Source organism: Streptomyces sp. NPDC050988 (assembly GCF_044456225.1).
GTDB lineage: Bacteria > Actinomycetota > Actinomycetes > Streptomycetales > Streptomycetaceae > Streptomyces.
In genome coordinates this window covers 39341-64332 of record NZ_JBITFQ010000009.1, presented here as the reverse complement: position 1 = coordinate 64332, position 24992 = coordinate 39341, and the positions used below count along the sequence as shown (strand labels likewise).

General features: G+C 69.8%; 17 protein-coding genes. 10 read left to right on the top strand and 7 right to left on the bottom strand.

All coding sequences use genetic code 11. From position 1 onward, the window contains the following. The first annotated feature begins 69 nt into the window (after positions 1-69). A complete protein-coding gene (locus tag ACIBEI_RS21250) occupies positions 70-1086 on the top strand; it encodes a LacI family DNA-binding transcriptional regulator (protein ID WP_398890973.1) in 1017 nt (338 codons plus the stop codon). 18 nt (positions 1087-1104) lie between these two features. On the opposite strand, the gene ACIBEI_RS21245 is transcribed toward ACIBEI_RS21250, so the two are convergent. The 6 genes from ACIBEI_RS21245 to ACIBEI_RS21220 all read right to left on the bottom strand — a co-directional run bounded on the left by ACIBEI_RS21245 (position 1105) and on the right by ACIBEI_RS21220 (position 10016). Continuing rightward, a complete protein-coding gene (locus ACIBEI_RS21245) occupies positions 1105-2910 on the bottom strand; it encodes an RICIN domain-containing protein (protein ID WP_398890971.1) in 1806 nt (601 codons plus the stop codon). Positions 2911-2955: 45 nt separating this feature from the next. Then, on the bottom strand, positions 2956-5094 hold the full coding sequence (locus tag ACIBEI_RS21240) for a beta-galactosidase (protein WP_398890969.1): 2139 nt from the start codon (positions 5092-5094) through the stop codon (positions 2956-2958). Between the two features lie 42 nt (positions 5095-5136). Further along, positions 5137-6063: a carbohydrate ABC transporter permease gene (locus ACIBEI_RS21235; RefSeq protein WP_398891395.1), complete on the bottom strand. Its 927-nt coding sequence runs from the start codon at positions 6061-6063 to the stop codon at positions 5137-5139. A gap of 50 nt (positions 6064-6113) precedes the next feature. Next, positions 6114-7034 carry a carbohydrate ABC transporter permease gene (locus ACIBEI_RS21230; RefSeq protein WP_398890967.1) on the bottom strand — a complete coding sequence of 307 codons (921 nt, stop codon included), beginning with the start codon at positions 7032-7034 and terminating at the stop codon, positions 6114-6116. A gap of 1 nt (position 7035) precedes the next feature. Next, positions 7036-8421, bottom strand: a complete 1386-nt coding sequence (locus ACIBEI_RS21225) for an ABC transporter substrate-binding protein (RefSeq protein WP_398890965.1) — start codon at positions 8419-8421, stop codon at positions 7036-7038. Positions 8422-8900: 479 nt separating this feature from the next. Continuing rightward, positions 8901-10016 (bottom strand): LacI family DNA-binding transcriptional regulator, encoded by a 1116-nt coding sequence (locus tag ACIBEI_RS21220; protein WP_398890963.1) that lies wholly within the window; start codon positions 10014-10016, stop codon positions 8901-8903. 246 nt (positions 10017-10262) lie between these two features. Between ACIBEI_RS21220 and ACIBEI_RS21215 the strand changes: the two genes are divergently transcribed. The 3 genes from ACIBEI_RS21215 to ACIBEI_RS21205 all read left to right on the top strand — a co-directional run bounded on the left by ACIBEI_RS21215 (position 10263) and on the right by ACIBEI_RS21205 (position 12181). Continuing rightward, a complete protein-coding gene (locus tag ACIBEI_RS21215; protein ID WP_398890961.1) occupies positions 10263-11060 on the top strand; it encodes an SGNH/GDSL hydrolase family protein in 798 nt (265 codons plus the stop codon). 53 nt (positions 11061-11113) lie between these two features. Next, positions 11114-11704 (top strand): PadR family transcriptional regulator, encoded by a 591-nt coding sequence (locus tag ACIBEI_RS21210; RefSeq protein ID WP_398890959.1) that lies wholly within the window; start codon positions 11114-11116, stop codon positions 11702-11704. A gap of 93 nt (positions 11705-11797) precedes the next feature. Then, positions 11798-12181 carry a VOC family protein gene (locus ACIBEI_RS21205; RefSeq protein WP_398890957.1) on the top strand — a complete coding sequence of 128 codons (384 nt, stop codon included), beginning with the start codon at positions 11798-11800 and terminating at the stop codon, positions 12179-12181. Positions 12182-12235: 54 nt separating this feature from the next. On the opposite strand, the gene ACIBEI_RS21200 is transcribed toward ACIBEI_RS21205, so the two are convergent. Further along, complete coding sequence (locus ACIBEI_RS21200) at positions 12236-16315, bottom strand: discoidin domain-containing protein (RefSeq protein WP_398890955.1); 4080 nt, start codon at positions 16313-16315, stop codon at positions 12236-12238. Between the two features lie 383 nt (positions 16316-16698). Here ACIBEI_RS21200 and ACIBEI_RS21195 point away from each other — a divergent pair, with 383 nt between their 5' ends. The 6 genes from ACIBEI_RS21195 (at position 16699) to ACIBEI_RS21170 (ending at position 24978) form a co-directional block, all read left to right on the top strand. Then, positions 16699-18870, top strand: coding sequence for a glycoside hydrolase family 27 protein (locus ACIBEI_RS21195; RefSeq protein WP_398890953.1), 2172 nt, complete (start codon positions 16699-16701; stop codon positions 18868-18870). 113 nt (positions 18871-18983) lie between these two features. Beyond that, complete coding sequence (locus ACIBEI_RS21190) at positions 18984-20273, top strand: ABC transporter substrate-binding protein (protein ID WP_398890951.1); 1290 nt, start codon at positions 18984-18986, stop codon at positions 20271-20273. 1 nt (position 20274) lies between these two features. Beyond that, positions 20275-21210, top strand: a complete 936-nt coding sequence (locus tag ACIBEI_RS21185; protein ID WP_398890949.1) for a carbohydrate ABC transporter permease — start codon at positions 20275-20277, stop codon at positions 21208-21210. Continuing rightward, a complete protein-coding gene (locus ACIBEI_RS21180; protein WP_398890947.1) occupies positions 21210-22058 on the top strand; it encodes a carbohydrate ABC transporter permease in 849 nt (282 codons plus the stop codon). Before ACIBEI_RS21185 ends, ACIBEI_RS21180 begins: the two co-directional genes overlap by 1 nt. Next, positions 22055-24133: an alpha-galactosidase gene (locus ACIBEI_RS21175; protein ID WP_398890945.1), complete on the top strand. Its 2079-nt coding sequence runs from the start codon at positions 22055-22057 to the stop codon at positions 24131-24133. The genes ACIBEI_RS21180 and ACIBEI_RS21175 overlap by 4 nt, the downstream gene beginning before the upstream one ends. A 71-nt stretch (positions 24134-24204) precedes the next feature. Then, on the top strand, positions 24205-24978 hold the full coding sequence (locus tag ACIBEI_RS21170) for an SDR family NAD(P)-dependent oxidoreductase (protein WP_398890943.1): 774 nt from the start codon (positions 24205-24207) through the stop codon (positions 24976-24978). The last annotated feature ends 14 nt before the right edge of the window (positions 24979-24992 follow it).

Sequence of the window (24992 nt, the reverse complement as noted above, 5' to 3'; positions counted from 1 at the left end):
TCGGATCGGGCGAGGTGGGACGGCGTCCGAAGTGACGGTTTCCTCTGGGTGGAAAAGGTTTTCGCGACGATGAGTTCTACGCGGCGACGCGCGACCACGATCACCGATGTGGCCACCCGCGCGGGGGTGTCGATCGCGACCGCGTCCAAGGCGCTCAACGGCCGGAGCCAGGTCCGCGCCGAGACGCTCCAGCGTGTTCTCCGGGCGGCGGAGGAACTGGGATACCAGCCGAACGCGCTCGCCCAGAGCCTGATCTCGGGCCGGACTCGCACGGTCGGGCTGCTCACCAGCGACAGCGTCGGCCGTTTCGGCATCCCCGTACTGCTCGGTGCGGAGGACGCCTTCGGCACGGGGGAGATGGCCGTCCTGCTCTGTGACGCCCGCGGAGACGCCATCCGCGAGCGGCACTACCTTCGTACCCTGCTGGCCCGTCGCGTCGACGGGATCATCGTGGTCGGCGAGAGCACGGATCCACGGCCGTCGATCAACCTCGATCTGCCCGTGCCCGTCGTCTACGCCTACGCGCCGTCCGACGATCCGCAGGACGTCTCGTTCGTGCCCGACGACGTGGGCGGGGCTCGCATCGCCGTTCAGCATCTGCTGACCGTCGGCAGGCGGCGCATCGCCCACATCACCGGGCCCACCCACTACCAGGCCGCCCAGGACAGGGCGGCCGGCACCGCCGAGACCCTGGAGGAGGCGGGACTCGCCCTCTCCGGCGGACAGGTTCTCTTCGGTGCGTGGTCCCGGCGGTGGGGCCGGCAGGCGGCCGAGATCGTACTCACCGCCGACCCGGAGACCGACGCCGTGTTCTGCGGAAGCGATCAGATCGCCGCCGGGTTCGTCGAGGCCGTCCGCGAACGGGGCCGCCGCGTTCCCGACGACATCGCGGTCGTCGGGTACGACAACTGGGAGGTCCTGTCCGCCGAGACCAGGCCACCTCTGACGACCATCGACATGAACCTGGAGGTGCTGGGCCGCACCGCCGCCCAGCACCTGTTCGCCGCCATCGGCGGCCGGGCCGCCTCGGGAGTCCACCGCATGCCCTGCAGCCTGACGATCCGGGAGTCGACCGCGGTGGAGTAGGGCCGCGGGGCGCGGTGGCTAGCGGACGAGTTTCCACTCCTGCGAACCGTCCGGGACCGCGTTCTGCAAGGTGAGCGGCGCCCCGGCCGACGCACCCGTCAGGTACAGGTTCTGGTTCCTGGCCGACTGCAGGCTGTAGAACCCGTCATCGTTCTTCACGAGGTTCCAGCTGCCGGTGGGGCTGTTGTCGACCCACTGGCCGATCCGTTGGCCGACCGTCGCGTTGCCGGTCCAGATCGCCGCCGCGCGGCCGCCCGACTTGTTGAGCAGCGTGGTGCCGCCCTGGGGCCCGGTGATCACGTGCCAGTACTGGGTGTCCGGGTTCGCCGCCGAGCCGGGCTCCTCCAACACGACGTCAGGAACATCCCCGTTGCCGATGTTCGCGTCGTTGGTCTTGTTCCCGGTGCCGATCACCTGGCCCGTCCTCCGGTTCACCAACCGGTAGTAGGCGCCGTCCGACCGGCCCAGGTCGACCTCCGCGTAGGCGAGCGTCGAGGTGCCCTGGTTGTTGAGGATCGAGATGCGGCCCGTGCCCTGGACGTACTGGAGGTTGCGGCTGTAACCGGCCCGCGAGGTCGTCTGGTACTCCTTCCAGGTGCCGTCGCTGCGTCCGCTCTCGTTGACCCAGACGTTGCCGCTGCCTGCGGCGTTGTAGACCAGGCGCCCATCGGGAAGCCTGATGACGACCGGACTGCCGCCTCGCGCGAGAGGACGGGAGCCGGCGTCGACCGGCAGCGAGGCGACGTCCGTGCCGGTGGCCGAGCCGCGGTAGAACTCCAGCGGGCTGTCGGCGGTCACGTACCGGGTGTTGGCTCCGCCACCCCAGTACTCGAACGGGAGCATCCACTTGCCGTCCGTCGTCCGCACGACGTTCGTCATGCCGGGCCGCCCGCCGCCGATCTCCGTCTTGCCGCCCCCCATGTCCTGGGTGAGTCCCGCGATGTCGACGACCGGAGCGCTCCACTTTCCACCGCGGCCGTCCCAGGTCCTGTGGACGAGGATCTGGCCGTGCGAGTCCTTGGCGGTGTCGTTGGCCGGGTCCAGGATCGGGACGCCGGTCTTCGGGTTGAAGCCGATGTAGTCGTTCTCGTCGGAGTAGAAGCAGACGAGCTTGCCCTTGTAGACCATCAGGTAGGGCTCCCAGAGGGGATCCACCTGCTTGGTCGTGTTGGCGCTCGCGACGAACTGGCCGATCGCGCCCGCGCTGCCGCCCTGCCAGCCGCCGGTCGCGACGACGTTGAGGACCTTCCATGTCGCACCGTCGTCGGTGCTGGAGTACAGGGCGATCGCCAGGTTCTTGCGGTCTCCGTCGTTGGTCGGAGTCCAGTTCGGGTCGGCCGCCTTGCGCTCCTTGTAGTAGTAGTCGTCGCCCGACACGACACTCGCGAGGAGCAGCGTGCCCTTCCTCAGTTTCCCGACGTTCTGCGGCAGCGTGTAGAGGTACGGGTTCGTCCAGTTGCTCGTGTACTTCGCGTACTTGGGGTCCTTGGAGAGGTACGCGGGTGCCTTGACCTCCGACAACGGCTGCCAGCTCGTTCCGTGGTCGTCGCTCTTGTACACGGGGAGCGTCTGCCTGTCGGCGCTGCCCGTCTCCGGCACCACCGTGGACTTCTCGAACGACGCGACCAGGCGTCCGCCCGGCAGTTGCGCCGACTTCGGGTAGACCGCGCAGTTGCCACGCCCCTTGAGGCACGGTTCGTCTCCGAGCTGGTAGAGGATTCCACCCGTCGGGTTGTAGGCCTGTGCGGTGCCCATGGGTATCGCCAGCATCGCGGATGCCGCGACGAAGGTTCCCAGCGCTTTCCCTGCTCTTCTTCTCTGCATAGCCCCTCCTCGGGGATGGCTGCGGTGGTGCCTGTCGGGGGTGGATCAGGAGACAAGCACGCGGACGTCCCAGGCGCCGAGGCGCAGCGCCGTGCCCGCGGGGACGGGCGTGCCGTCGAGGGCGTCGGAAAGGTCCACCGGGGAGGCGACGCCGACGGGCTGCCAGGCCCAGTTGTGCACGATGTGGACGCGACGGCCGTCGGGGGAGGTGCCGGTCGTCGCGGTGACGGATGCGGGGAGGTCCCGCCACGCGCTGCGGGGGGCCGGTGCCATCCAGACGGCCAGGGCCCGGGCGAGGTCGCGACCGGGGACGGTGCCGACGCAGGTCACGCGGCCCTCGCCGTGGCGGCGGGTGGTGACCGCGGGCCAGCGGCCGAAGTGCGGGTGGTCGTAGGTGGCGAGCACGTCGGCATCGATGACCGTGAGGCCGTCGGCCCAGCGCGTCGCCGTGGCGTTCGGCGACAGCTCCAGCGGGTCGCCGGGCGCGGTGCGCAGCGGCACATCCTGGGGCAGGTTGCTGAACTCGTCGTAGGTGACACCCGCGGCGTCGGCAAGGCGCCCCGGGGCCGCCTCCTGCCGGGCCCGTGCCTCGTGGTCGGCGTAGGCGGTGCGCGGGCCGAGCACCAGATGCCCGCCGGCGTGGGCGTAGGCGGCGAGCCAGTCGAGCGTCGTGTCGTCGACGACGTACAGCGCGGGGACGACCAGGACCGGATGACGGCGTGCGCCCTCTTCGGCCGTCAGGCCCTCCCGCTCGCCGCGGGGATCGTGCAACTGGCGGGCGTGCACGATCCGCGCCTGGCGTCCTGTGTCGAAGGCGCCGCGATAGAAGGGGTCGAAGATCCGGTGGTAGGCGGCGGCGTCCGGTCCGCCGTCGGCGGTCGCCAGCGGCGGGTGCTTCTGCATGAGCCACTTGCTGGGAGTCGAGTAGACCATCGTGATGTCGGCGTCCGGTTCGATCCCGGCGACCAGCGGGCCCGCGGTCTCGAACTCCGCGCCCAGGCGGGCGATTTCGGCGTACGTACGGCCCGGTCGGCCGGTGTGCGGAAGGACGCCGCCCCAGTAGGTCTCCGCGCCGAAACGCAGGGTCTGCCACTGCCAGTACTCGATCATCCGCGCGCCGCGCGCGACCTGCGCCCAGGCGGCCTGGCGCCACTGTCCGTCGTAGCCGGGCCGGTTGTCCCACGCCATGCCGATCGAGTTGGCGTTGGTCTCGGTGACCAGGAACGGCTCCTGGCGGGAGGAGTACATCCAGTCCGCGGTCTGGTACATCGACCACACGCCGGTGGTCTTCCACTTCTGCTCGTGGTCCTCGGGCGTGGGGTCGGGGAGCAGCAGGCCGTCCTGCATGTCGTAGTAGGGGTTGCCCGAGGCGATGTCGAGACGGTCGGACAGCTCGTCGTCCGCCACCGCGTCGCGCGTGTAGGAGATGCACGTGGTCACGAACTGCTCGGGCCGGGCGTATTCGCGGACGATGTCGGCCTGCCGGCCGATGAACTCGGTGACCTGGCGGGCCTGGAACTCCCGCCACGCGACGTCGTACTGCGGCTGGGCGTTGCCGTCCGGCGTCCACAGGTCGGCCCAGGTCGACAGCCGGTGCGACCAATAGACCAGGCCCCACTCGCGGTTGAGGGTCTCGACGTCCCCGTACCTGTCGCGCAGGTGGTCCACGAAACGCTGGAACACACCGTGGTTGTGGAGGAGGTGCAGGCCCGGCTCGTTGTCCACCTGGAAGCCGATGACCGCCGGGTGGCCGGCGTACCGGGCGACGATCTTCCGGATCACCCGCTCGGCATGGAAGCGGAACGCCGGGTGGGTGAAGTCCGCCTCCTGACGGGCACCCCAGCCGATGCGCTGCCCGGTGGGCCGTTCCCCGGCGATCTCCGGGTACTGGCGGGCCAGCCACGGCGGTACGGCGTACGTCGGTGTGCCGAGGATGACGGAGATGCCACGCTCGTGGGCGCCGTCCAGCACCGGCTGGAGCCAGTCGAGCTCGAACCGCCCGTTCGTGGGCTCCCAGGTCGACCAGACCGACTCACCGACCCGGATGACGCTGAAGTGCGCGGCGGCCATCAGGTCGAGGTCGCTCTTCAGCTGTTCGTCGGGCGCCGACTCGGCGTGGTAGGCGGGTTGGTACTCGTGGTAGTACGCGGCGCCGAACAGGACGCGGGCAGGCAGAACCGCCATGAAGGAACCTCCGAGGACAGGGGGTGGTACGAGGACTGCGCGCTACTGCTTGACGCCGCCGGCGGCCAGTCCGCTCTGCCAGTACCGCTGGAGCAGGAGAAAGGCGACGACGAGTGGGAGGACCGAGATGAGGGAGCCCGTGACGACGAGCGCGAGCATGTCGCTGCTGGCGCCGGCGCCGCCGTTCTGGGCCTGGGCGGCCCAGGAGGAGAGGCCGACGGTGATCGGGTACAGGTTCGGGTCGTTGAGCATGATCAGCGGGAGGAAGTAGTTGTTCCAGGTGGCGACGAGCGTGAAGAGCAGGACGGTCACCAGGCCCGGCGCGAGCAGCCGCAGGGCGATGGTGAAGAAGATCCGGGCCTCCCCGGCGCCGTCGATGCGGGCGGCCTCCAGGATGCTGTCGGGGATGGCGTCCTGGGCGTAGACGCGCATGAGGTAGAGGCCGAAGGGGTTGACGAGGGAGGGCAGGATGATCGCCCAGGGGGTGTTGACCAGTTCGACCTTCGCGAAGAGCAGGTAGGTCGGGATCGCCAGGGCGGTGGCCGGGATCATGACGGCGCCGAGGACGAGGTTGAAAGCCGCGCGGTCGCCGCGGAAACGGAACTTGGCGAAGCCGTATCCGGCCGCGGCGGCGAGCAGGGCGGCACCGAGGGCGCTCACCACGGCGTACATGACCGTGTTGAGTAGCCAGTTGACGAAGACCCCGTCGTCCTGCGTGAAGGTCTCCTTGACGTTCGCCGGCAGTTGCGGGGCGCGGGAGAACCACAGGCCGAAGCTGTTGAACAGGTCCTGGGCGCTCTTCGTCGAGGCGACGACCAGCCAGAACAGCGGCAGCAGGAAGTAGGCCAGAGCGGCCAGCATGGCGATGGTCAGCGGGGTGCTGCGGCGCATGGACGCAGAGGGACGGCGTCGGCCACGGGGCGCGGGCGTCCCGTCCGTCGGCGGGGAACCCGCGGTCGCCGGGGGCATGGCCGAGGGGGGTCCTCCCTGTTCGAGGGCAGCCGAGAGGTCGGGGGAGGTCACAGGGGCCTCCTGCGGTTCGCGGTGAGCAGGACGGCGTAGGAGGCGACCACGATGACGAGGCCGAGAAGGAAGGACACCGTGGCCGCGTAGTTGAGCCGCTGGCCGGTGAAGGCGAGGGTGTAGGAATACAGGTTCGCCGTGTAGGAACTGCTGATGACGTCGGGAGCGATGACCTTCAGCAGCTGCGGCTCGTTGAACAACTGGAAGCTGCCGATCACCGAGAAGAGCAGGGTGAGCATCAGCGCCGGCCGCAGCGCGGGGAGCTTGATGGACCAGGCGATGCGCCAGGCGCCGGCCCCGTCCACCGCGGCCGCCTCGTACAGCTCGTGGGGGACCGTCCGGAGGGCGGCGTACAGGATGATCATGTTGTAGCCGACGAACTCCCAGGTGACGATGTTCGCCAGGCTGGCGAGCATCCAGCCCTCGCTGAGGAAGTGCGGGGCAGGCAGATCCAGCTTCTCGCTCAGCTGGGCGAAGGGACCGAAGTCCGGCCCGTACAGATAGCCCCACATGAGCGCGGCGACCACGCTCGGGACGGCGTACGGGACGAAGATGCCCAGCCGGATCACCCGGGCGAGGCGCAGCAGGCCACTGTCGAGCGCGAGCGCGAACAACAGGGCCAGGAGCAGCATCACCGGGACCTGGATGACGAAGAACAGCGCGACGCGTCCGACTCCGTGGATGAGCTGCGGATCCTGCACGGCCTTGACGTAGTTGTCGAGGCCGACGAACGCCGTCCCGCCGATCAGCTTCTCCTGGAACAGGCTGAGGTAGGCGGCGTAGCCGAGCGGGGCGAGGAAGAGCAGGACGAAGAGCACCATGAACGGCGCGACGAAGAGCGGCCCTGCCGCACGGTGCTTCGCCTTGGCGGACGTCTTCGTGGACGACCTGGCGGATGCCGCGGTGGTGGCAGCCATCTCAGCCCCCCTTGACGGTGAAGCCCTGGTCCTTGGCGTACGTGGTCAGCCGTGACTGCCAGGTGCCGAGCGCGCGGACGGTGTCGGACCTGTCGGCCAGGGACTTGCCGACCGTCTCGGTCCAGTCGGTCGCCGCCTGGTCCAGGAACGGCGGCCACTGGAACGAGGAGTTGACCGTTGAACTGATGTCGGCGAAGACCTGGTTGACCTTCTGGCCGCCGTAGAAGGCCGGCGCGTCCCCGACGAACGCGGCGTCCGTGAGCAGCGCCTTCGTCGCCGGGAAGAAGAACTGCTCGGTGGCGAACATCCTCGCGCTCGCGGGGTCGGTGTTGAGGAACTGCGCGAACACGGCGGCCGCGATCGGATTCTTGGTCGACCGGATCACGGCGGTGGTCGAGCCGCCCCAGTTTCCGGAGCTCGGCTTGGCGGTGTCCCACTGCGGCAGTGGGGCCGCACGCCACTTGCCCGCGGTGGACTTGGCCGAACCGGAGAGGAAGACCGGCCCCCAGGCGGCGGTTATCCAGGTGGCGTACTTGCCCTTGTTGAGTGCCGCGTACCAGGCGTCGGTGAAGTCCGGCTCGACACCGATGACCCCCTCCTTCGCGAGCCCGCCCCAGTACTCGCCGAGCTTCCTGGAGGCGGCGTCGTCGACGCTGATGGTGATGTCGTCGCCGGAGGTGACGTACGGCTTGGCGCCCGCCTGCCACTGCAGGCCGTGCCAGGCGGCGGGCTGGTTCGCCGCGAGATTGGTGAGGTAGACATCGGGGTCGGCCTTGTGGAGCTTGCGGGCGGCCGCCGCGAACTCGTCCCAGGTCTTGGGTACGTCGATGCCGTGCTCGTCGAAGATGTCCTGCCGGTACAGCATGCCCATCGGACCGGTGTCCTGCGGTATCGCCCAGACCTCGCCCTTGGCACCGCTGACCTGCCCCCAGGTCCAGTCGACGAACGTGTCCTTGAGCTTCGACGCTCCGTAGGGCCGCAGGTCCAGCAGGCTGTTGGTGATCGTGAAGGTCGGGATGGCCTGGTACTCGATCTGCACCATGTCCGGAGCGCCGCTGCCTGCCTTCAGCGCCGTACGCAGCTTGGTGTACTGCGGGGTGCCCTGGCCGGCGTTGACGATCTTGACCTTGATGGCCGGGTACTTCTTCTCGAAGAGTGCGACCTCCTTCGCGATGTTCGGCACCCAGGTCCAGAAGGTCAGCTCGGTCGGGGTCTTCATGGCCTTGTCGATGTCGGCCTGCCCGACCGGATTGGCGGAGGCGGACGAATCGCCGGAGTCGCCGCCGCACGCGGACAGCGCGGCACCGAGCGACAGGGCTCCCGTCGCGGTGAGGAAGAGCCTGCGGTTCATGGCGGAGGGACTGGCGAAGGACCTGGATGTGGGCATGGCGAACTCCCGCGATGGCGAAGGGGATGGCACGCCGAGCGAGGGCGTGCGGAACACGGAGGAAGGGAGAGGGGCAGGCGTGGACGTGACGACCGGGTCGTGGACCTGTGCGGTCGGGTGCACGTCCTCGCCGGCCGGGACCGGCGTACGTTCCACGTACTGCGGAGGTGGAAGGACGCGGCCGACAGGAGAAGCGGCGGGATCGAGCAGGGACCGGCGCGACGGCTTGGACCGGTGCGGTCGTCCGTCTCAGAGGTCCCGTGGTGAGAGGGATGGTCCGGCGGCGCTCGTGTCCCGGGGTCGTCCGGACGAGCGGGCGCGGTCGGGGAGGAGGGAGCTGATCGGCGGGCGGCAAGGCGGCTCGGCCTGGGATCGCATGCCCGGCCGTGGGCTCTGCCGGCCGGGTCGATCGCCGCTGGTCAGCGGTTGTGGGCGCTGGTGAGCGCTTGTCAGGGGTGGTGAGGCGCTGTCAGCCAGGGTCAGTGGGCAGTGGACGAACCCCCCTTCGGGAGTGGTGGGTTACCGCCCCGGCCGCGCCCCGGGGTCTTCCGGGGCGGCGGAGGCGCGGTCGAGGCGCGGACGATGAGGTCGACCGGTGGGTCGCTCGCGGGCAGCGGGTCCGCCTGCGGATTCTCGATGGAGTGAACGAGACGCTTGAGGCCCTCCTGCGCCACGGCGTCGAACGGCTGGCGCACCGTGGTCAGCGGGGGAGTCACATAGCCGGCGACGGGGATGTCGTCGAAGCCGACCACGCTGACGTCCTCCGGTACGCGTCGGCCGGACTCGGCCAGCGCGCGGATCAGACCGATGGCCATGTCGTCGTTCGCGGCGAACACCGCGGTCACCTCCGGGCGGGAGGCCAGTTCACGGCCCGCCGCGTGGCCGGACGCGGCCGACCAGTCTCCCTGGACGACCGGCGGAACGTCCTTGCCGTGCTCCGTGAGCGCGGAACGCCATCCCATCAGGCGGTCCCGGGCGGCGTACCACCGCTGCGGACCGGCCAGGTGGTGCACGGTCGCATGGCCCAGGTCCAGCAGATGTTCGGTGGCGGCCCGGGCCAACCGGTCGGCGCCGCCGCCCGCGGCCAGCACCGTGGAGGCGGTGAAGGGCGAAGGTGCGCCGATGACCAGGACCGGGACGTCGAGGCGGGTGGAGAGGTCCCTCCCGTCGGCCTCCTCGTCGATCGGCTCGGAGATGACGATCCCGTCCACACCCTGGTCGAGGAGTGAGGCCACCGCACCGGCGATGCCCGCGGGGTCCCCCTCCATCGTGTTGACCACGCGGAGCGCGTATCCCGTGTCCCGGACGACCCGCTCGACACCCATGAGCAGGGTGGCGGGCCCGTACAGAGCGGTGCCCAGCGTCACCACACCGATGGACCGGGTCCGCCCCGAAGCGAGCGCCCTGGCCGCGTTGTTGAGCCGGTATCCGAGTTCCTCGGCGGCGGCCAGTACACGTCGGCGCACGTCGGCGGACACGTACTGCTCGTCGTTGAAGACCCTCGACACCGTCTTCTGCGACACCCCGGCCAGCCGGGCCACATCCACACTGCGCGGCGCGGCGGAGCCCCCGCCCCGGCCTGTACCTCGCGTCATGGAGCCTCCCCAACGGCCGACGAATCGGATCCCAAGGATGCCAGACCACCGATGGTCTGACTGCGCAGACATGTCTACGCAGTCATATGGCTGGCGTCAAGGGTTCCGGCGCGTTCGCGGAGTCTTGTCTCTGTACGGGCATGTGCACTTCCTGAGATAGTCAACTATCTTAATAGCCGACTAATTAGCCATCCGTTCTCGCTCCGCGGGCAGCGGGGGATCTGGGCCGAGAGAAGGCGGGCGACCATGGCGAACAGTGGCTACGCGCGGTACGTCGCCCTGGGTGACAGCCAGACCGAGGGCCTCGGTGACGACGACGGCACCGGGAACCCGAGAGGGTGGGCGGACCGGCTCGCCGAGCAGATCGCGCGGACCGAACCCGGCCTCCTGTACGCCAACCTCGCCGTCCGTGGACGCCTCGCGGGCGAGGTGCGCTCCGAGCAGTTGGAGCCCGCGCTCGCGCTGCGTCCGGATCTGGCGACGGTCGTTGCCGGTGTCAACGACGTGCTGCGGCCCCGCTTCGACGCGGACGAGGTGGCCGAGCACCTGGAGGCGATGTTCGCCGCGCTCACCGGGAGCGGTGCCCGCGTCGCGACGCTGACCTTCCCCGACTTCGCGCGGATCGTCCCTGCCGCCAGACCCATCGCCCACCGGGTCACCGCACTGAACAGCCGCATCCGCGAGGCGGCCCGGCGCCACGGGGTCGTGGTGGCCGACGCGGAGCCTCACCCGGTGGTCACCGACCTCCGGCTGTGGAGCCCCGACCGGCTGCATGCGAGCCCGCGTGGCCATGCCCTGATCGCCGCCGCGGTCGCCGAGGCACTCGCCGTACCGGGAAGCGACGACAGCTGGATCCGGCCTCTGCCTGACACCGCGCTCAGGAATTCGAGGCTGCGCGTCGTCGGGACCGAGCTGCGCTGGGCGGGATCCTTCCTCGGGCCCTGGCTCGCCCGCCGCGTGCGCGGCCGCTCGTCAGGTGACGGCCGGGAGGCCAAGCGGCCCACCCTGCTTCCGGTGGCCCACGCCATCGAGGATCCCTCGTGAGGGCCCCTCATAGTCGTCGCATTGAGTAATCAACAGGCTGTTAGGTTGGATCCATGGCTCTTCGCAATGCGGTGATGGCGGCGCTTCTCGAGGGCGAGGCGTCGGGGTACGACCTTGCCAAGGGGTTCGAGGCGTCGGTCGCCAACTTCTGGATGGCCACACCGCAGCAGATCTACCGCGAGCTGGAGCGTATGGAAGGCGAGGGCCTCGTCGCCGCTCGCGTCGTTCAGCAGGAGCGCCGTCCGAACAAGCGGCTGTTCTCGCTCACCGAGGAGGGCCTTGCCGCCGTACGGGCCTACACCGCCGAACCGCCCGCCAAACCGACCGCGATCCGGGACGAGTTGCTGGTCAAGGTGCAGTGCGTGGACGTCGGCGACATGGAGGCCGTACGAACCGCCATCGGCCGGCGCATGGAGCTGGCCGCGACCAAGATCGCGCGCTACGAGCGCGTACGGGAATGGCTGTTGGCCGGACGTACCGAGGACGAGTACTTCACCACCGCCGAGCGCATTGGGCCCTATCTCACCTGCCTGCGGGGCCTGTCCCTCGAACGGGACAACCTGACCTGGGGCGAGGTGGCCCTCAAGCGGCTCGCGCAGCGTGCGGAGGCGATGGCTTCCCCGGCACGTGAGGCACACGGCTGAGTACGTACGTCCCTGCCGCGACCTCGCGATGCCGCGGTTGCTCATGTCTCGGCCCACGACCGACTCTCGGGGGGTCTATGTACACTCCCCGGCATGGCATGCCGCATCAGTGAACTGGTTCTCGACTGTGCCGATCCGGAGCGGCTCGCCGCGTTCTGGTGCGAGGTCCTCGGCTACATCGAACTCGACCGGGAGGACGACGGAAGCATCGAGATCGGGCCGCCCGATGTCGGCTTCGGCGGCCCGCAGCCCACCCTCGTTCTGAGCCCCAGCAGCGACCCGCGCAGGGGGAAGCTCCCACTGCACATCGACGTCAACGCCACCGACCGCGACCAGGACGCCGAGTTGGAGCGGCTGCTCGCCCTCGGCGCCAGGCCCGCCGACGTCGGCCAGACCGGCGCCGAGAACTGGCACACCCTGGCCGACCCGGAAGGCAACGAGTTCTGCCTCCTGCACACCCGGCTCAAGCCCCTCTGACCTGACCTGACCTGACTTGGCCGGGACCTGGCCGGGTGTGCGTCGGACAGGAACCTACGGGCGCGCTGTCGCAGAGCGGCTGTTGTACGCCTCCACCTTCAGGAGCGGGCGGTGCGAGGGCAGGGCGCGGGCGGGCCAGGACAGGGTGACGGTCTGTGACTCGCCGGGGAGCAGCCACAGGTAGTTGTCGCTGTAGAGCGTCGGCAGGACGCGATGGCCGGTCTTGTCGTTGAGCAGGGACAGCCGGACCATGGCGGCGACGGACCGACCGTGGTTGCGGATGGTGGCGGTCAGTTCGTGACGGGCCCCGGACCGGGACAGGCGCGTCACCGTTCCGGACACCCTGGTCTGCGGCGCCTTGGTCAACGCACGCATGGCGGCCGCGGTGCGATGGCGCCAGTAGGTGTTGTTCGACAGCACGCGGCCGTCGCTGCTCTCCAGGGTCAGGCGCAGCAGGTGCAGGTCGGGCAGGTCGTCGGTCCAGGCGCTGGTGAACGCCTTTGCGGTGGCGGCCGGGCCCACGTCCAGCCGTGTGCTCCTGGTCCTGCCGAGCTGTCGGCCCGACAGGTCGAACAGCCGCGCCGAGACGGTGGCGTTCTTGAGGTCCTTGCGCGTGTGGTTGACGGCCAGGACCTGTCCCTTCGGGTCGGCCTGGACGTGCAGCGGTTCGCAGGCAGTGCGGGCACCGTAGTAGGTGCCGTTGACGTCGAAGTCGTAGTCGTAGGTCTGCCAGACCGTGCTGTGCCACGCGGGGTGGGACATCCACAGCATCAGTCCGCTGGCGTTGTCCCACAGGTTCGCGTTCCATGCCTCGAACATGGCTCGCGTGTTCTCGTAGTTGACGAACTGGGCCTTGCGGGCGAAGTCGTCCAGGTCCTCGGTCTCCCCGAGGCGGGCCTCGACGGCTGCCTTGTAGGTGTGTGGTGCCTGGTTCCCGCGCTCACTCCAGTCGTGGTAGTACCACGCGCCGCGGATCGGCCACTCGGGCTCGTCACCCGTCATGTTCCGCATGCTGGCCGCGGTGGAGACGACCGGCATACCGATCTCGGTGTGGAAGCCGAAGTCCTTGCTGCCGTACGTGGACGGATCGAAGTACTTCTCCGGCTCGACCCAGCCGTAGGGACCGCCGCCGGTGATGATGCCGCCGGCCGAGTTGTTCTGGTAGAGGATGCCGGGCGCCTGCTGTTCGACGGCCTGGCGCATTCCCTTGTCGATGGCGGCGGGCGGGTTGCCCTCGTTGGCTCCGCACCAGATCACCACGCTGGGGTGGATGCGGTAGCGCAGGACGGTGTCCCGCGCGATCGAGTTGAAGGCGTCGTGGTCCGGCGGGTCCATGGCCCACGCGTTGGGGAAGTCGTTCCAGACCAGGATCCCGTGCTCGTCGCAGGCGGCGAAGAACTCCTCCCGGTCGCAGGTGCCGACCCAGTTGCGGATCATGGTGAAGTTCATGTCGCGGTGCATCCGTACGGCCGCGTCCATCCGCTCCGGCGGCATGCGGCGCAGCAGTTCGTCCCAGCCCCAGTTGCCGCCGCGGGCGAGGACTCGCACTCCGTTCACGCTGATCTTCAGCGGGTCGGGCGTGTTGGACACGGACTTCACATCGGTCCAGGTGTCCCCGTCGTCGGACACCTGGATCACGTAGGTCTTCGGGTAGGCCGGCTCCCACACGATGGCCACCCGGTCGAATCTCTTCGCTGCGCCCAGGTCGACCTGGATCCATTGCTGGTCCTCGTACTGGGACGACCAGCGAGTTCTCGTGTCGCCGTCGGTGGCGTGCGCGGCCGGGTGGTCGGACTCCTCGGTCGAGGCGGTCGCCTTCTGGCGCAGGGCGAGGTCGGTTCCGGGCTTGGCGCTGTCGATGACGCCGAGGGACCACAGTGAGTTGCCCCAGCTGGTGTTGCGTACCCCGCAGGCGATACGGACGTAACGGGCGGTGCGCGCGGCGAAGTCCTCGACCTGGAGGCTGGCGTTGCCGTTGTTGAAGGGCAGCGGCACCGCGCTGTTGTCCACCGACGCCACATCGGTCCAGTCGGCGTCGTTCGAGGAGACCTGCACGACGTAGGTTTTCGCGTACGCCTGTTCCCAGGTCAGGTCTACCCGGTCGAACGACTGCGAGGACCCCAGGTCGACCCGGATCCACTGGTCGTCCTCGTAGGAAGAGGACCAGCGGGTGGCGGGATCGCCGTCGGTCGCGTTGGCCGGGCCGTGGTCGTCCCCGTCCTTGCTCGACGCGTCGGCGGGTGCGTGCAGGGCGAGGTCGACGGAGGGCCTGGCGCTGTCGGACACGGACAGGGTCCACAACGAGTTGCCCCAACCGGAGGCCCTGGTCAGGCACTTGACGCGTACGTACCTGGCCTGCTGCCGGTCGAAGGTGACGGACTGGGTGTAGGCGTCCTCGGAGGCGGTGAACGGCAGCGGCACCTCGTACTCGTAGCCGAACTGGCGGATGCCGAACCGGGTGGTGCGGCGGTCGCTCTCGGCGCCGTCGAGCGACGCGACGAGTGTGAGGTCATGCAGGGCGGGATCCCCGAGCCCGTTGGGCCACCACAGTTTCGGGTTACGCAGCCGCAGTTGGCCGAAGGCGTCGGGGGTGAACGTGACGTCGACGCTCTCGCCCGCGGGCACGGTGACGACCTTGGACACCCGTACGCCGTCGAAGGCAGCTGAGACCGTCGCCTTGTGGTCGGTGGTGTCGGCGTTGCGGACCGGGACGACGATGGTCAGCTCGGCGACCGACACGTCGGGCAGCTTCGGCAGCAGGGTGTCGACACGGGGATCGCCGATCACGACATGCCCGGTGGATCTCAGCCGGACGTGGTTCCAGATCCCGGCGGCCCGGTCGCGTACCGCGGGCATCCAGTCCCAGCCCGAAGAGGCCAGGTAGGTGGGCGAGTTGAGGTTCATCTGGTTGGCGCCCGCGTCCACCCAGGCCTCGCCTGCGGGGCCCTTGTCGCCGGGGCTGCCGGGCACCGGCATCGGCGTGATCTTCACCGCGAGCGCGTTGGCGTCGTCGGTCGAGAGCAGTTTGGTCACGTCGTGGGACGAGCGGGCGAAGGGGAACGTCAGGTCGCCCACCTGCTTGCCGTTGAGCCAGATGTCGGCCTTGTGGTTGATGCCGTCGAACTCCAGCCAGATCCGGCGCCCGGCTCCGGTGCGCAGACCGCGTGGCAGCTCGAAGTCCCGCTTGTACCACCACGCGTGCCGCGACAGGGCCTCGGGGACATGGAGGTTGTTCAGTCCGGCGACGGGGTCGGGCAGCTTGCCCTGGTCCACGAGCGAGGCCAGGACCGTGCCGGGAACGGTGGCGGGCAGCCAGCCGCTGGTGTCGACCGTCGTCTTCGACAGCTCCCTGCCGTCGGCGTCCGCCCAGTCGTCGAGGGTGAGTCGCCAGCCGGACTCCACCGGCACCGTGCCGTCGTCGGCGACCGCGAGCTTGGGCGCGGGCCCGGAGTGCTTGTCCCAGTCCGTCCAGCCGGTGGCCGAAGGACGGTGCCCCTTGGGGCTGCCGTAGACCTCGAAGCCGTTCAGACCGAGGGGATTGGGGTTGGAGCGCTTGCGCGAGGTCATCCGCACATGGCGTGCGGTGACCGGGCGCGGGAGCTGGATGTTCACCACTCCGCCGGTGCCCGCCGTCGTGCGGTACACGCTGGTCCAGGACTCGCGGTCGGTGGACGTCTCGACCACGTACTCGACCGAGTAGCTCGACTGGATCTCCTTGCCCGTGGTGCCGCTGGCCGGATTTCCCGTGGTCGGGGGAGTGAACACCGGGTCGCTCGCGTCACCTTCGAACGTGAGGCGGATCCACGTGACGTCACAGGCGGCCTGCAGATCGATCGAGATCCACTGCGGGTCACCCGCCGCGGCCCGCCAGCCGCTGCCCCGCACTCCCGGTGAGGCGAGCCGGTCGACCACGAACGAGCCCGGGGTGGGCGCGTAGGCCGTCGAAGAGACCGTGACGGGGCGGTAGAGCGCCAGCTCACGAGGCGAGGAGGGCGCGGCCGACGCTCCGGTGCCCGCGGCGGCGGCGGTCGACGCGGGCAACAGGGAACCAAGTCCGAACCCCGCCAGCAGGGTGGAACCCGTGGTGACGAGGGAGCGTCGCGACAGGCGTGGCGAGCTCGACTGATCTGTCATGAGCGTGATGTCCCATCAAAAGACAGCGGTGCGGGCCGGGTACGACACGGCACGTGATGCCAACGGATGACAACGTTGCCAAAGGCTGTGACGCGGGATGGTTTCTGTCAACCCCTGGTGCGGAGTTCGTCTCTTGAGGCCTGGTTGAACGAGAGGTGCGGCCCGGCGCCCCGGGTGACTCCGTGGGGTGCCTGAGCAGGACGAAGTGACTGTCCGGGCGGCGGTGCGGGTGAGGGGTCACGAGACCTCTTTCTATTAAATTAGGAATTAATGTTGACAGGGTTTCGGCCGCGCGCCACAGTCTTCGCCGTGACGTAGGTGGCCCCCTGTCGCAACGCGGCCCGCGTCACGTCCTCGTGCTTCCCAACCCTCGGGAGAGGCAAGTGACTTCACACCCGCAGGTCCGCACACCCGCGGCGTCCAGACTGACGCGCCGTGCCACCGCGGTCGCGATCGCAACCGTGCTGGCGGTGACCGCCGCCCCGGTGGCCACGGCGCAGACCGGCCCGGATCGGGGCGCCGTCGACCAGGGCGCGCCCGAGTACTACGACAGTGGTCTCGCGCCGACGCCCTACATGGGCTGGAACACCTACTACGGGCTGGGCGCACCCACCGAACAGGCGGTGCGCTCCGTCGCGGACAAGCTGGTCAGCAGCGGTCTGCGCGACAGCGGCTACGACATCGTGTGGCTGGACGGAGGCTGGCAGGCCGACAACCCACGTGACGCGAAGGGGCGGTTGGCCGCGCATCCGGACCGCTTTCCCTCCGGCATCCCGGCTCTGGTCTCCTACCTGCACAAACGCGGCCTGAAGGCGGGCATCTACACCGACGCCGGCGCCTACGACGGCGGCAAGACCTGCGGCCTCGGCAGCAGGGGCCACTACGAGGAGGACGCCCGGCAGTTCGCCGGCTGGAAGATCGACGCGGTCAAGGTCGACTTCCTGTGCGGGATCGGTGCCAAGCTCGATCCGGGCCCGGCGTTCAAGGAGTTCAGCGACGCGGTGGCCAAGTCCGGCCGCAAGATGCTGCTCAACCTCTGCAACCCGCTCACCGACGACTGGGGCGTGCCGCACACACCCGAGCAGGACGCGCACAACTCGTACGTCTACGCCCCGACAATCGCCGACTCCTGGCGCACCGGGACGGACATCGCCTGGGGCACCCCGAGCCCCGGACAGTGGCCGAACGTGCTGCGCAACATGGACGCGAACGCCTGGCACCCCGAGGCGCAGGGGCCCGGCCACTACAACGACCCGGACTACCTCATCCCCATGCGGCGCATGGGCGACGGTTCCCTGGAACTGACCCAGGAGGAGTCCACCACGCAGTTCGTGATGTGGGCCGAGATGGGTTCACCACTGGTCATCGGGTCCGATCCGCGCACCCTGTCGGACTCGATGATCGAGACGCTGCGCAACCCGGAGATCATCGCCGTCGACCAGGACCCCCTCGCCATCCAGGGCGTACGGGTGGCCAGTGACTCCGTCGGCGATGTCTACAGCAAAGTACTCGCGGGTGCCGGCAGGCGCGCGGTCGTGCTGCTCAACCGCTCCGACAAGCCGGTCGAGCGCACGGTCAAGTTCTCCGACGTCGGGCTCGGCGGCGGGGTGAAGGTGCGTGACCTGAGGGCGAGGGCGGACCGGGGTGCCCACACCGACTCGTACACGGTCGAGGTCCCCGCGCACGGCACCGCGTTCCTGAAGCTGACCGGCGCCGACGCCCTGCCCGGCACCAGCCTGGGTCAGAAGGCCACGGCGAGCCCGGCGGTGGTGCGCGACGGTGACACGCTCACGACGTTCCTGCGCGGACCGAAGGGCTCCCTCGTCCAGCACACGGCCACCGCCGAGGACTATGGCAAGGCTCGGCCGCGGGATCTCGGCGGCCCCACGAAGGGCAGGATCCTCGGCCAGCCCGCCGCGTACGCCTCGGCCGGCGGCCGGATCGACGTCTTCGTGCGCGGCACCGACTCCCGGGTGTACCGGCGGGTCTTCGCCGACGGCCGCTGGGGCGCGTGGCAGAACCTGGGCGGCCGGGTGACCGACGCGCCGTCGGTTGCGTTCACCGACCCCGGGCACTGGACGCTGTTCGCCACCGGCTCCGACGGACAGGTCGTGCAGCGCGGCCCCTCGTCCGGCTGGTCCTCGCTCGGCATGCCCGGTGACCGGCCGGTGTACGGGCGGCCGTCCGCCGCCGTCGACTCCCAGGGGCGGGTCCACGTGGCCGTGCGCTCCGCGGCGGACGACGTGTGGACGCGGTCCAGGGAAGCGTCGGCGTCGGGGGAGTGGTCGCCTTGGACGTCGCTCGGTGGGACCGTCGGCGGCAGCCCGACGCTCGTCGCCGTGGGGGACGCCGTGGTGCTGTACGCGCGGGCCTCCGACTACACGCTCTGGCAGCAGCGGTACGAGAACGGCGGCTGGCAGGGCTGGACCAAGCGGCAGGAGTTCCCCAGCGCGGCCTTCGAGGGCGCGCTCGGAGCGGCGGCAGGGTCGGGCGGCACGGTCGACGCGGTGTTCCGCGGAGTCGACGGCTACGTGCACCGGACCCAGTTCAAATAAATTAGTAATTATTCTTGACGTGGCGTGAGTGCCACGCGAATCTGTATCCGCGCGAGCGGGGCCCGGCCGTCAGGAGGGCCGCCCCGCCCGCGCGGATCCACAGGGAGCCATCCATGACGAACCACCAGACCGGCCGACGCCGGTTCCTCGCAGGACTCGGTGCCGCCGGGACGACGGCGCTGCTCAGCGGCTGTGTCACCTCCACCTCCTCCGGCAAGAGCTCCTCCAAGGGCGCGGTGACCCTCCAGTCCAACGTGTCCGCACCGCAGGCCAAGGCCGCGATGCAGGACCTCGTCGCCGCGTACGCCAAGAAGGGATCGGCGCGCGCCAGCCTCAACACGGTCGCCGCCGAGACCTTCCGCACCCAGCTGCCGACCTACCTGACCTCCGCCAACCCGCCGGACGTGTACACCTGGTACCCCGGCTCGGTGGCGGACGCCTACGCGAAGAAGGACCTGCTCCTCGACCTCGGCGAGGTGTGGAGTTCCTCGCCCGACCTCAAGAGCTACTCCAAGGCGCTGAACTCCCTGTGCACCGCGACCTCGGGCAAGAAGGTCTTCGTTCCCGCCACCTACTACTGGTGGGGCATGTTCTACCGGAAGTCCAACTTCGCGAAGTGGGGCGTGAGCGAGCCCAAGAGCTGGGACGACTTCCTCGACCTGTGCGACAAGCTGAAGAGCAAGGGCGTCGACCCGATCGGCCTCGGTGCGGGCGGCAACACCGCCTGGGTGGCCTCGGCCTGGTTCGACTACCTCGACATCCGGATCAACGGCGCCGAGTACCACCGCGAACTCCTCGCCGGGAAGCACCGGTTCGACGACCCCGAGGTGCGCAAGGTCTTCGACCGCTGGCAGGAGGTGCTGCCGTACTTCGACCCGAACGGCGACGCCGTTCCCTTCCAGGACGCCACGACCGCCCTGCTCAACGGCCGCACCGGCATGATGCTCATCGGCACCTTCTTCGCCGATGCCGCCCCCAAGGACGCGCTCGACGACATCGACTTCTTCCGCTTCCCCGTCATCGATCCGAAGGTCCCGCTCGCCGAAGAGGCCCCGGTCGACGGCTACTTCGCCAGCGCCCGCACCGGCCGCCGCGAGCAGGTCGTCGACCTGATGAGCTACCTCGCCACCGCCGAGTCCCAGGAGATCTACATCAAGGGCTCGTCGGGCACCGTCCTGCCGTGCAACCCGAAGGCCAAGGACGCCGGCACCGCCCTGGTGAAGAAGGGCCGCGCGCACGTCGAGGAGGCCGCCGAGATCACCCAGTTCTTCAACCGGGACTCCAGCGACGCCCTTCAGCCCACCGCGGACACCGCACTGACCAGGTTCCTGGCCAAGCCGAAGGAGATCGGCAGCATCCTCACCGGCTGGCAGCGCGACGCCGAGAAGATCTGGAACGCCTGACATGGCAGTCCTGACCGCGCCCGACCGGAAGTCCCCGGCCCCGCCGTCGCCCCGCGGCAGGCGGACCGGGGGCCCGCGCCGTACGCCCCCGCTGGTGCTCGCGTTCGTCCTCGTCCCGCTCCTCGCCGAAGCGGTATGGGTGTTCTGGCCCGCCCTCCAGGGCTTCTACCTCGCCCTCACCAGCTGGGACGGGGTCTCCCCACCGCAGTTCGTCGGCCTGGACAACTTCCGGGAGATGGCCCACGACGAGGTCTTCCGCAGCGCGGCCGGCCACACCGTCCTGTGGCTCGTGCTCTTCGGCGGCCTCTCCGCCCTGCTCGGCCTCGCCGCCGCGCTGCTGCTCCAGCAGGAGCGGCGCGGCGTCGGCTTCTACCGCGCGGCCCTGTTCCTGCCCGTCGTCTTCTCCCTGGTCGCCACCGCCCTCGTATGGCAGGCGATCTACCAGCCCGACGGCGTCCTGAACCAACTCCTGGAATCGGTCGGCCTGGGCAACCTGCGCCACGCCTGGCTCGCCGACCAGGACACCGCCCTGTACGCGGTCATCGTGCCCGCGCTCTGGCGGCAGATCGGCTACGTCATGGTGCTCTACCTGGCCGGCCTCAAGGGCATCGACCCGGCCCTGTACGAGGCCGCCAAGGTCGACGGCGCGAGCGCCTGGCAACGCCTCCGCCACGTCACCCTGCCCCAACTGCGCAGCGTCAACGCGGTCGTTCTGTCCGTCATCGTCATCGACTCGCTGCGTTCCTTCGACGTCGTGTGGTCGCTGACCCGCGGCGGCCCCTACCACTCGTCCGAGCTGCTGAGCACCTACATGTACTCAACCGCCTTCCAGTCCCTACGACTTGGCTACGGCTCCGCACTCGCCGTCGTCATCTTCGTCCTGGCCTTCGGCGTCATCTGCTCCTATCTCGTCCGCGCGTTCCGGGAGGCCGACTGATGTCCGCCACGTCCACGGCACTGCGCCGCAAGCGGGCCGCGACCGCCGGATTCCACCTGGGCGCCGGGGCGTTGGCCCTCCTGTGGCTGCTGCCCATCGCCCTGGTCCTGGTGACCAGCCTGCGCTCCTTCGATGACATCGCCGCCAACGGCCTGGGCAGCTGGCCGCAGTCCTTCACCCTCGACAACTTCGGCCAGGCCTGGAACGACGGCGGCCAACAGCGCGCGCTCATCAACAGCCTGCTGGTCACCGTGCCCTGCGTCCTGGTGACCCTCGCCCTCGCCGCCATGGCCGCCTTCTCGCTCAGCCGCTACGCAATGCCCTTCCGGCGCTCCCTGTTGCTGCTCATGCTCGGCGGCAACCTGCTCCCGCCGCAGATCCTGCTCATCCCGGTCTCCAAGCTCAGCGAGCAGATGGGCGTCTTCGACACGCTGCCCGCGCTGATCGGCGTACAGATCGGCTTCGGTGTCGGCTTCTACGTCTTCGTCCTGCACGGCTTCATGCGCTCCATACCGGCCGAGATCCAGCAGGCGGCGGTCGTCGACGGCGCAGGGCCCTGGCAGATCTTCTGGCGGATCATCCTCCCGCTCACCCGCCCCGCCCTGGCCGCCCTCAGCGCCCTGTCCTTCACCTGGATCTTCAACGACCTGCTCTGGGCGATCACCGTGCTGCGCAGCGACACCAAGATGCCGATCACCGCGGCCCTGATCGGACTTCAGGGACAGTACGTATCGATGTGGAACGTGATCGCCGCCGGTTCCGTCATCGCCGCCGCGCCCACCGTGATCGTGTTCCTGCGGTTCCAGCGGCACTTCGTGGCCGGCCTCAACCTGGGAGCGGTGAAGTGACGTCGTACCCGCGCTGGACGCTGCGCACCGAACACACCAGCTACACCGTCCGCCTGTCCCCGGACGGACCCTGGGCCGAGCTCGACGCCTGGGGCCCGCTCGGCGTCGAGGACGGCCCCTCCGCCCTCGACTGGTCCCGTCGTACCCACTTCGTCACCCCCGCCGACGCGGCGCCCGCCGAGTATCTGCCGTACGGACTACGGCCGTTCACCGGATCCGAGCTGATCGCGGCACGACCGGGCCAGGACCGGGGCGTGTGGTGGGACTTCGACGGCGCGGAGGAGGGGGAGGGAAGCCTGCGGCTCGCCTTCACCGACGACGTCCTGGGACTGCGTACGGTCCTCTGCTACGAGACGGTGCCGGGCACGGACGTGATCCTCCGCTGGACCGAACTGACCTCCACGGAAGAACTCCGCCTGGAGCGGCTCGACTCGGCCGCCGTGAACATCCCCGTCACGCGTACCGCCCGGCTGACCTACCTCACCGGACAGTGGTCCCAGGAGTTCCAGCGCACCCAACTCGACCTGGCAAGAGGCACGTTCACCATGGGCAGCCTCCAGGGCGCGCCCGGACACGCGTACGCTCCCTGGCTCGCCGTGCAGGACGGGGAGGCCGAGGCGGCCTATGGCATCGCCCTCGAATGGCCCGGCAACTGGCACATCACCGCGGAGGCCGAGCCGGGCGGCAGCGTGCGCGTCCGCGCCGGGCGGGTCCCGCACGAGGGAGTCGTACAGCTGACCCCCGGCGACACCCTCACCACCCCTCGCCTCGCCTGCGCCTTCAGCGCCGACGGCCTCGACGGCCTCTCCCGCGTCTGGCACCGCTACGAACGCCACCTCTCCGGCGAGCGACTGCACCGCCCCCGCAAGGTGCTCTACAACTCCTGGGAGGCCACCGGCTTCGACGTCGACGCGGCGGGCCAACTGGAACTGGCCAAGCTGGCCGCCGACGTGGGCGCCGAACTGTTCGTCGTCGACGACGGTTGGTTCACCGGCCGCGCCGACGACACCGGGGGACTGGGCGACTGGTACCCGGACCCGGCGGCGTTCCCGCAGGGCTTCGGCCCGTTCGTCGAGGACATCCGGGCGCTCGGGCTGGACTTCGGCCTGTGGGTCGAGCCCGAGGCGGTCAGCCCGGCCAGCCGCCTGTACGCCGAACACCCCGAGTGGGTCTACCGGATCGAGGGCCGCCCCGCCCGCCTGGTCCGCAACCAGCTGCTGCTCGACCTGGGCCGCACGGATGTACAGGACTTCGTGATCGGCACGCTCGACCGGCTGCTCAACGGGCACGCCGTCAGCTACCTCAAGTGGGACATGAACCGGCCGCCCACCGAACGCGGCCGGCCCGGCACCGAACACGCCGACCACCTCGACCTGGACGCCCAGCACGTCGCCGGCTACCTGCGCGTCCTGGATCACCTGCGCGCCACCCACCCCGACGTCACGATCGAGGGCTGCGCGGGCGGCGGCGCCCGTATCGAGCACGCGACCCTCGCACGCACCGATGTCGTCTGGCCCAGCGACAACACGGCCCCGCTGGACCGGCTCTCCATCCAGCACGGCTTCCTGCACGCCCACGCCCCGCACGTGATGAGTTCCTGGGTCACCGACGCCCCCGGCATCTTCGACCCGCGCCCCCGCAGCCTCGCCTTCCGCTTCGTCAACGCCATGTGCGGCGTCCTCGGCGTCGGCGCCGACCTGCGCACCTGGACCCCCGACCAGCGCACCGAGGCCGCTCGGTGGATCGCCCGCTACAAGGAGGTCCGGGAGACCGTCCACCACGGAGACGCCCGCATCCTCGGCACCCCCGAGGACCCCACGTTCGGTGTCCAGTACGACGACCCGGAGACAGGACGCACGGTCGTCGCGGCCCTCAGCACGGGGCGTCTCGACGGGGCTCCGCTGGTGCCCGGCCGCCCCGCCCGGCTACGACTGCGGGGCCTGGCGCCGCAGGCGAGCTACCGCGACGCCGAATCGGGCAGCACATACAGCGGAGCCCATCTGCTCCACTACGGGCTGCCGTTCTCCTGGAGCGCCGACCATGACGCCGAACTGGTGGTGCTGATACGGCAGTGAGCCCGGTCCGGCATATGTTCTCAGGACGGCCGATCAACCGTCCCACGCCCGCGAAGGAGTCGAACCCCACGATGGAGCAGTCCGCACGACGGCACGGCGCCCGTTTCTCCGGCCGCACGGCCGTGGTCACCGGAGCGGCCTCCGGCATCGGAGCCGCCACGGCCGAACGCCTCGCCGAGGAGGGCGCCGCCGTCGTGATCGCCGACGTCGCCGAGGAACAGGGCGAGGCCGTCGCCACGCGGATCACCAAGGCCGGCGGCCTCGCCAGGTTCGTCCGAGCCGACGTGGCCGAGGAGGACGACTGGACGCGGATCCTCACCGCCGCCCACTACTTCGGGCCCGTGGACGTCCTCGTCAGCAACGCCTACACCGTCGAGGTGGCACCGGCCCACACGATGTCCCTCGCCTCGTGGCAGCGGCAGCTCGCCGTCAACCTCACCGGCGGCTTCCTCGGCTTCCGGACCGTCCTGCCCGATCTGCGGGACCGCCGCGGCGCCGTCGTGCTGACCTCGTCCGTCCACGCCCACAAGGGCATCCCCGGCCATCCCGCCTACGCCGCCTCCAAGGGCGCCCTGCTCTCCCTGTGCGGCCAACTCGCCGTCGAATACGGCCCCGAGGTACGCGTCAACGCCGTCGTCCCGGGCCCGATCCTCACCGCAGCCTGGGACAGGGTCCCGCCCGAGGACCGGGAACGCAGCATCGCCGAGACCGCGGTGCGCCGCTTCGGCTCACCCGAGGAGGTCGCCGCGGCCATCGCGTTCCTCAGCGCCGACGAAGCCTCCTACATCACCGGGACGAGTCTCGTCGTGGACGGCGGCTGGAGCGTCGTCAAGGCCTCCGCATGACCACGCTCCCTCAA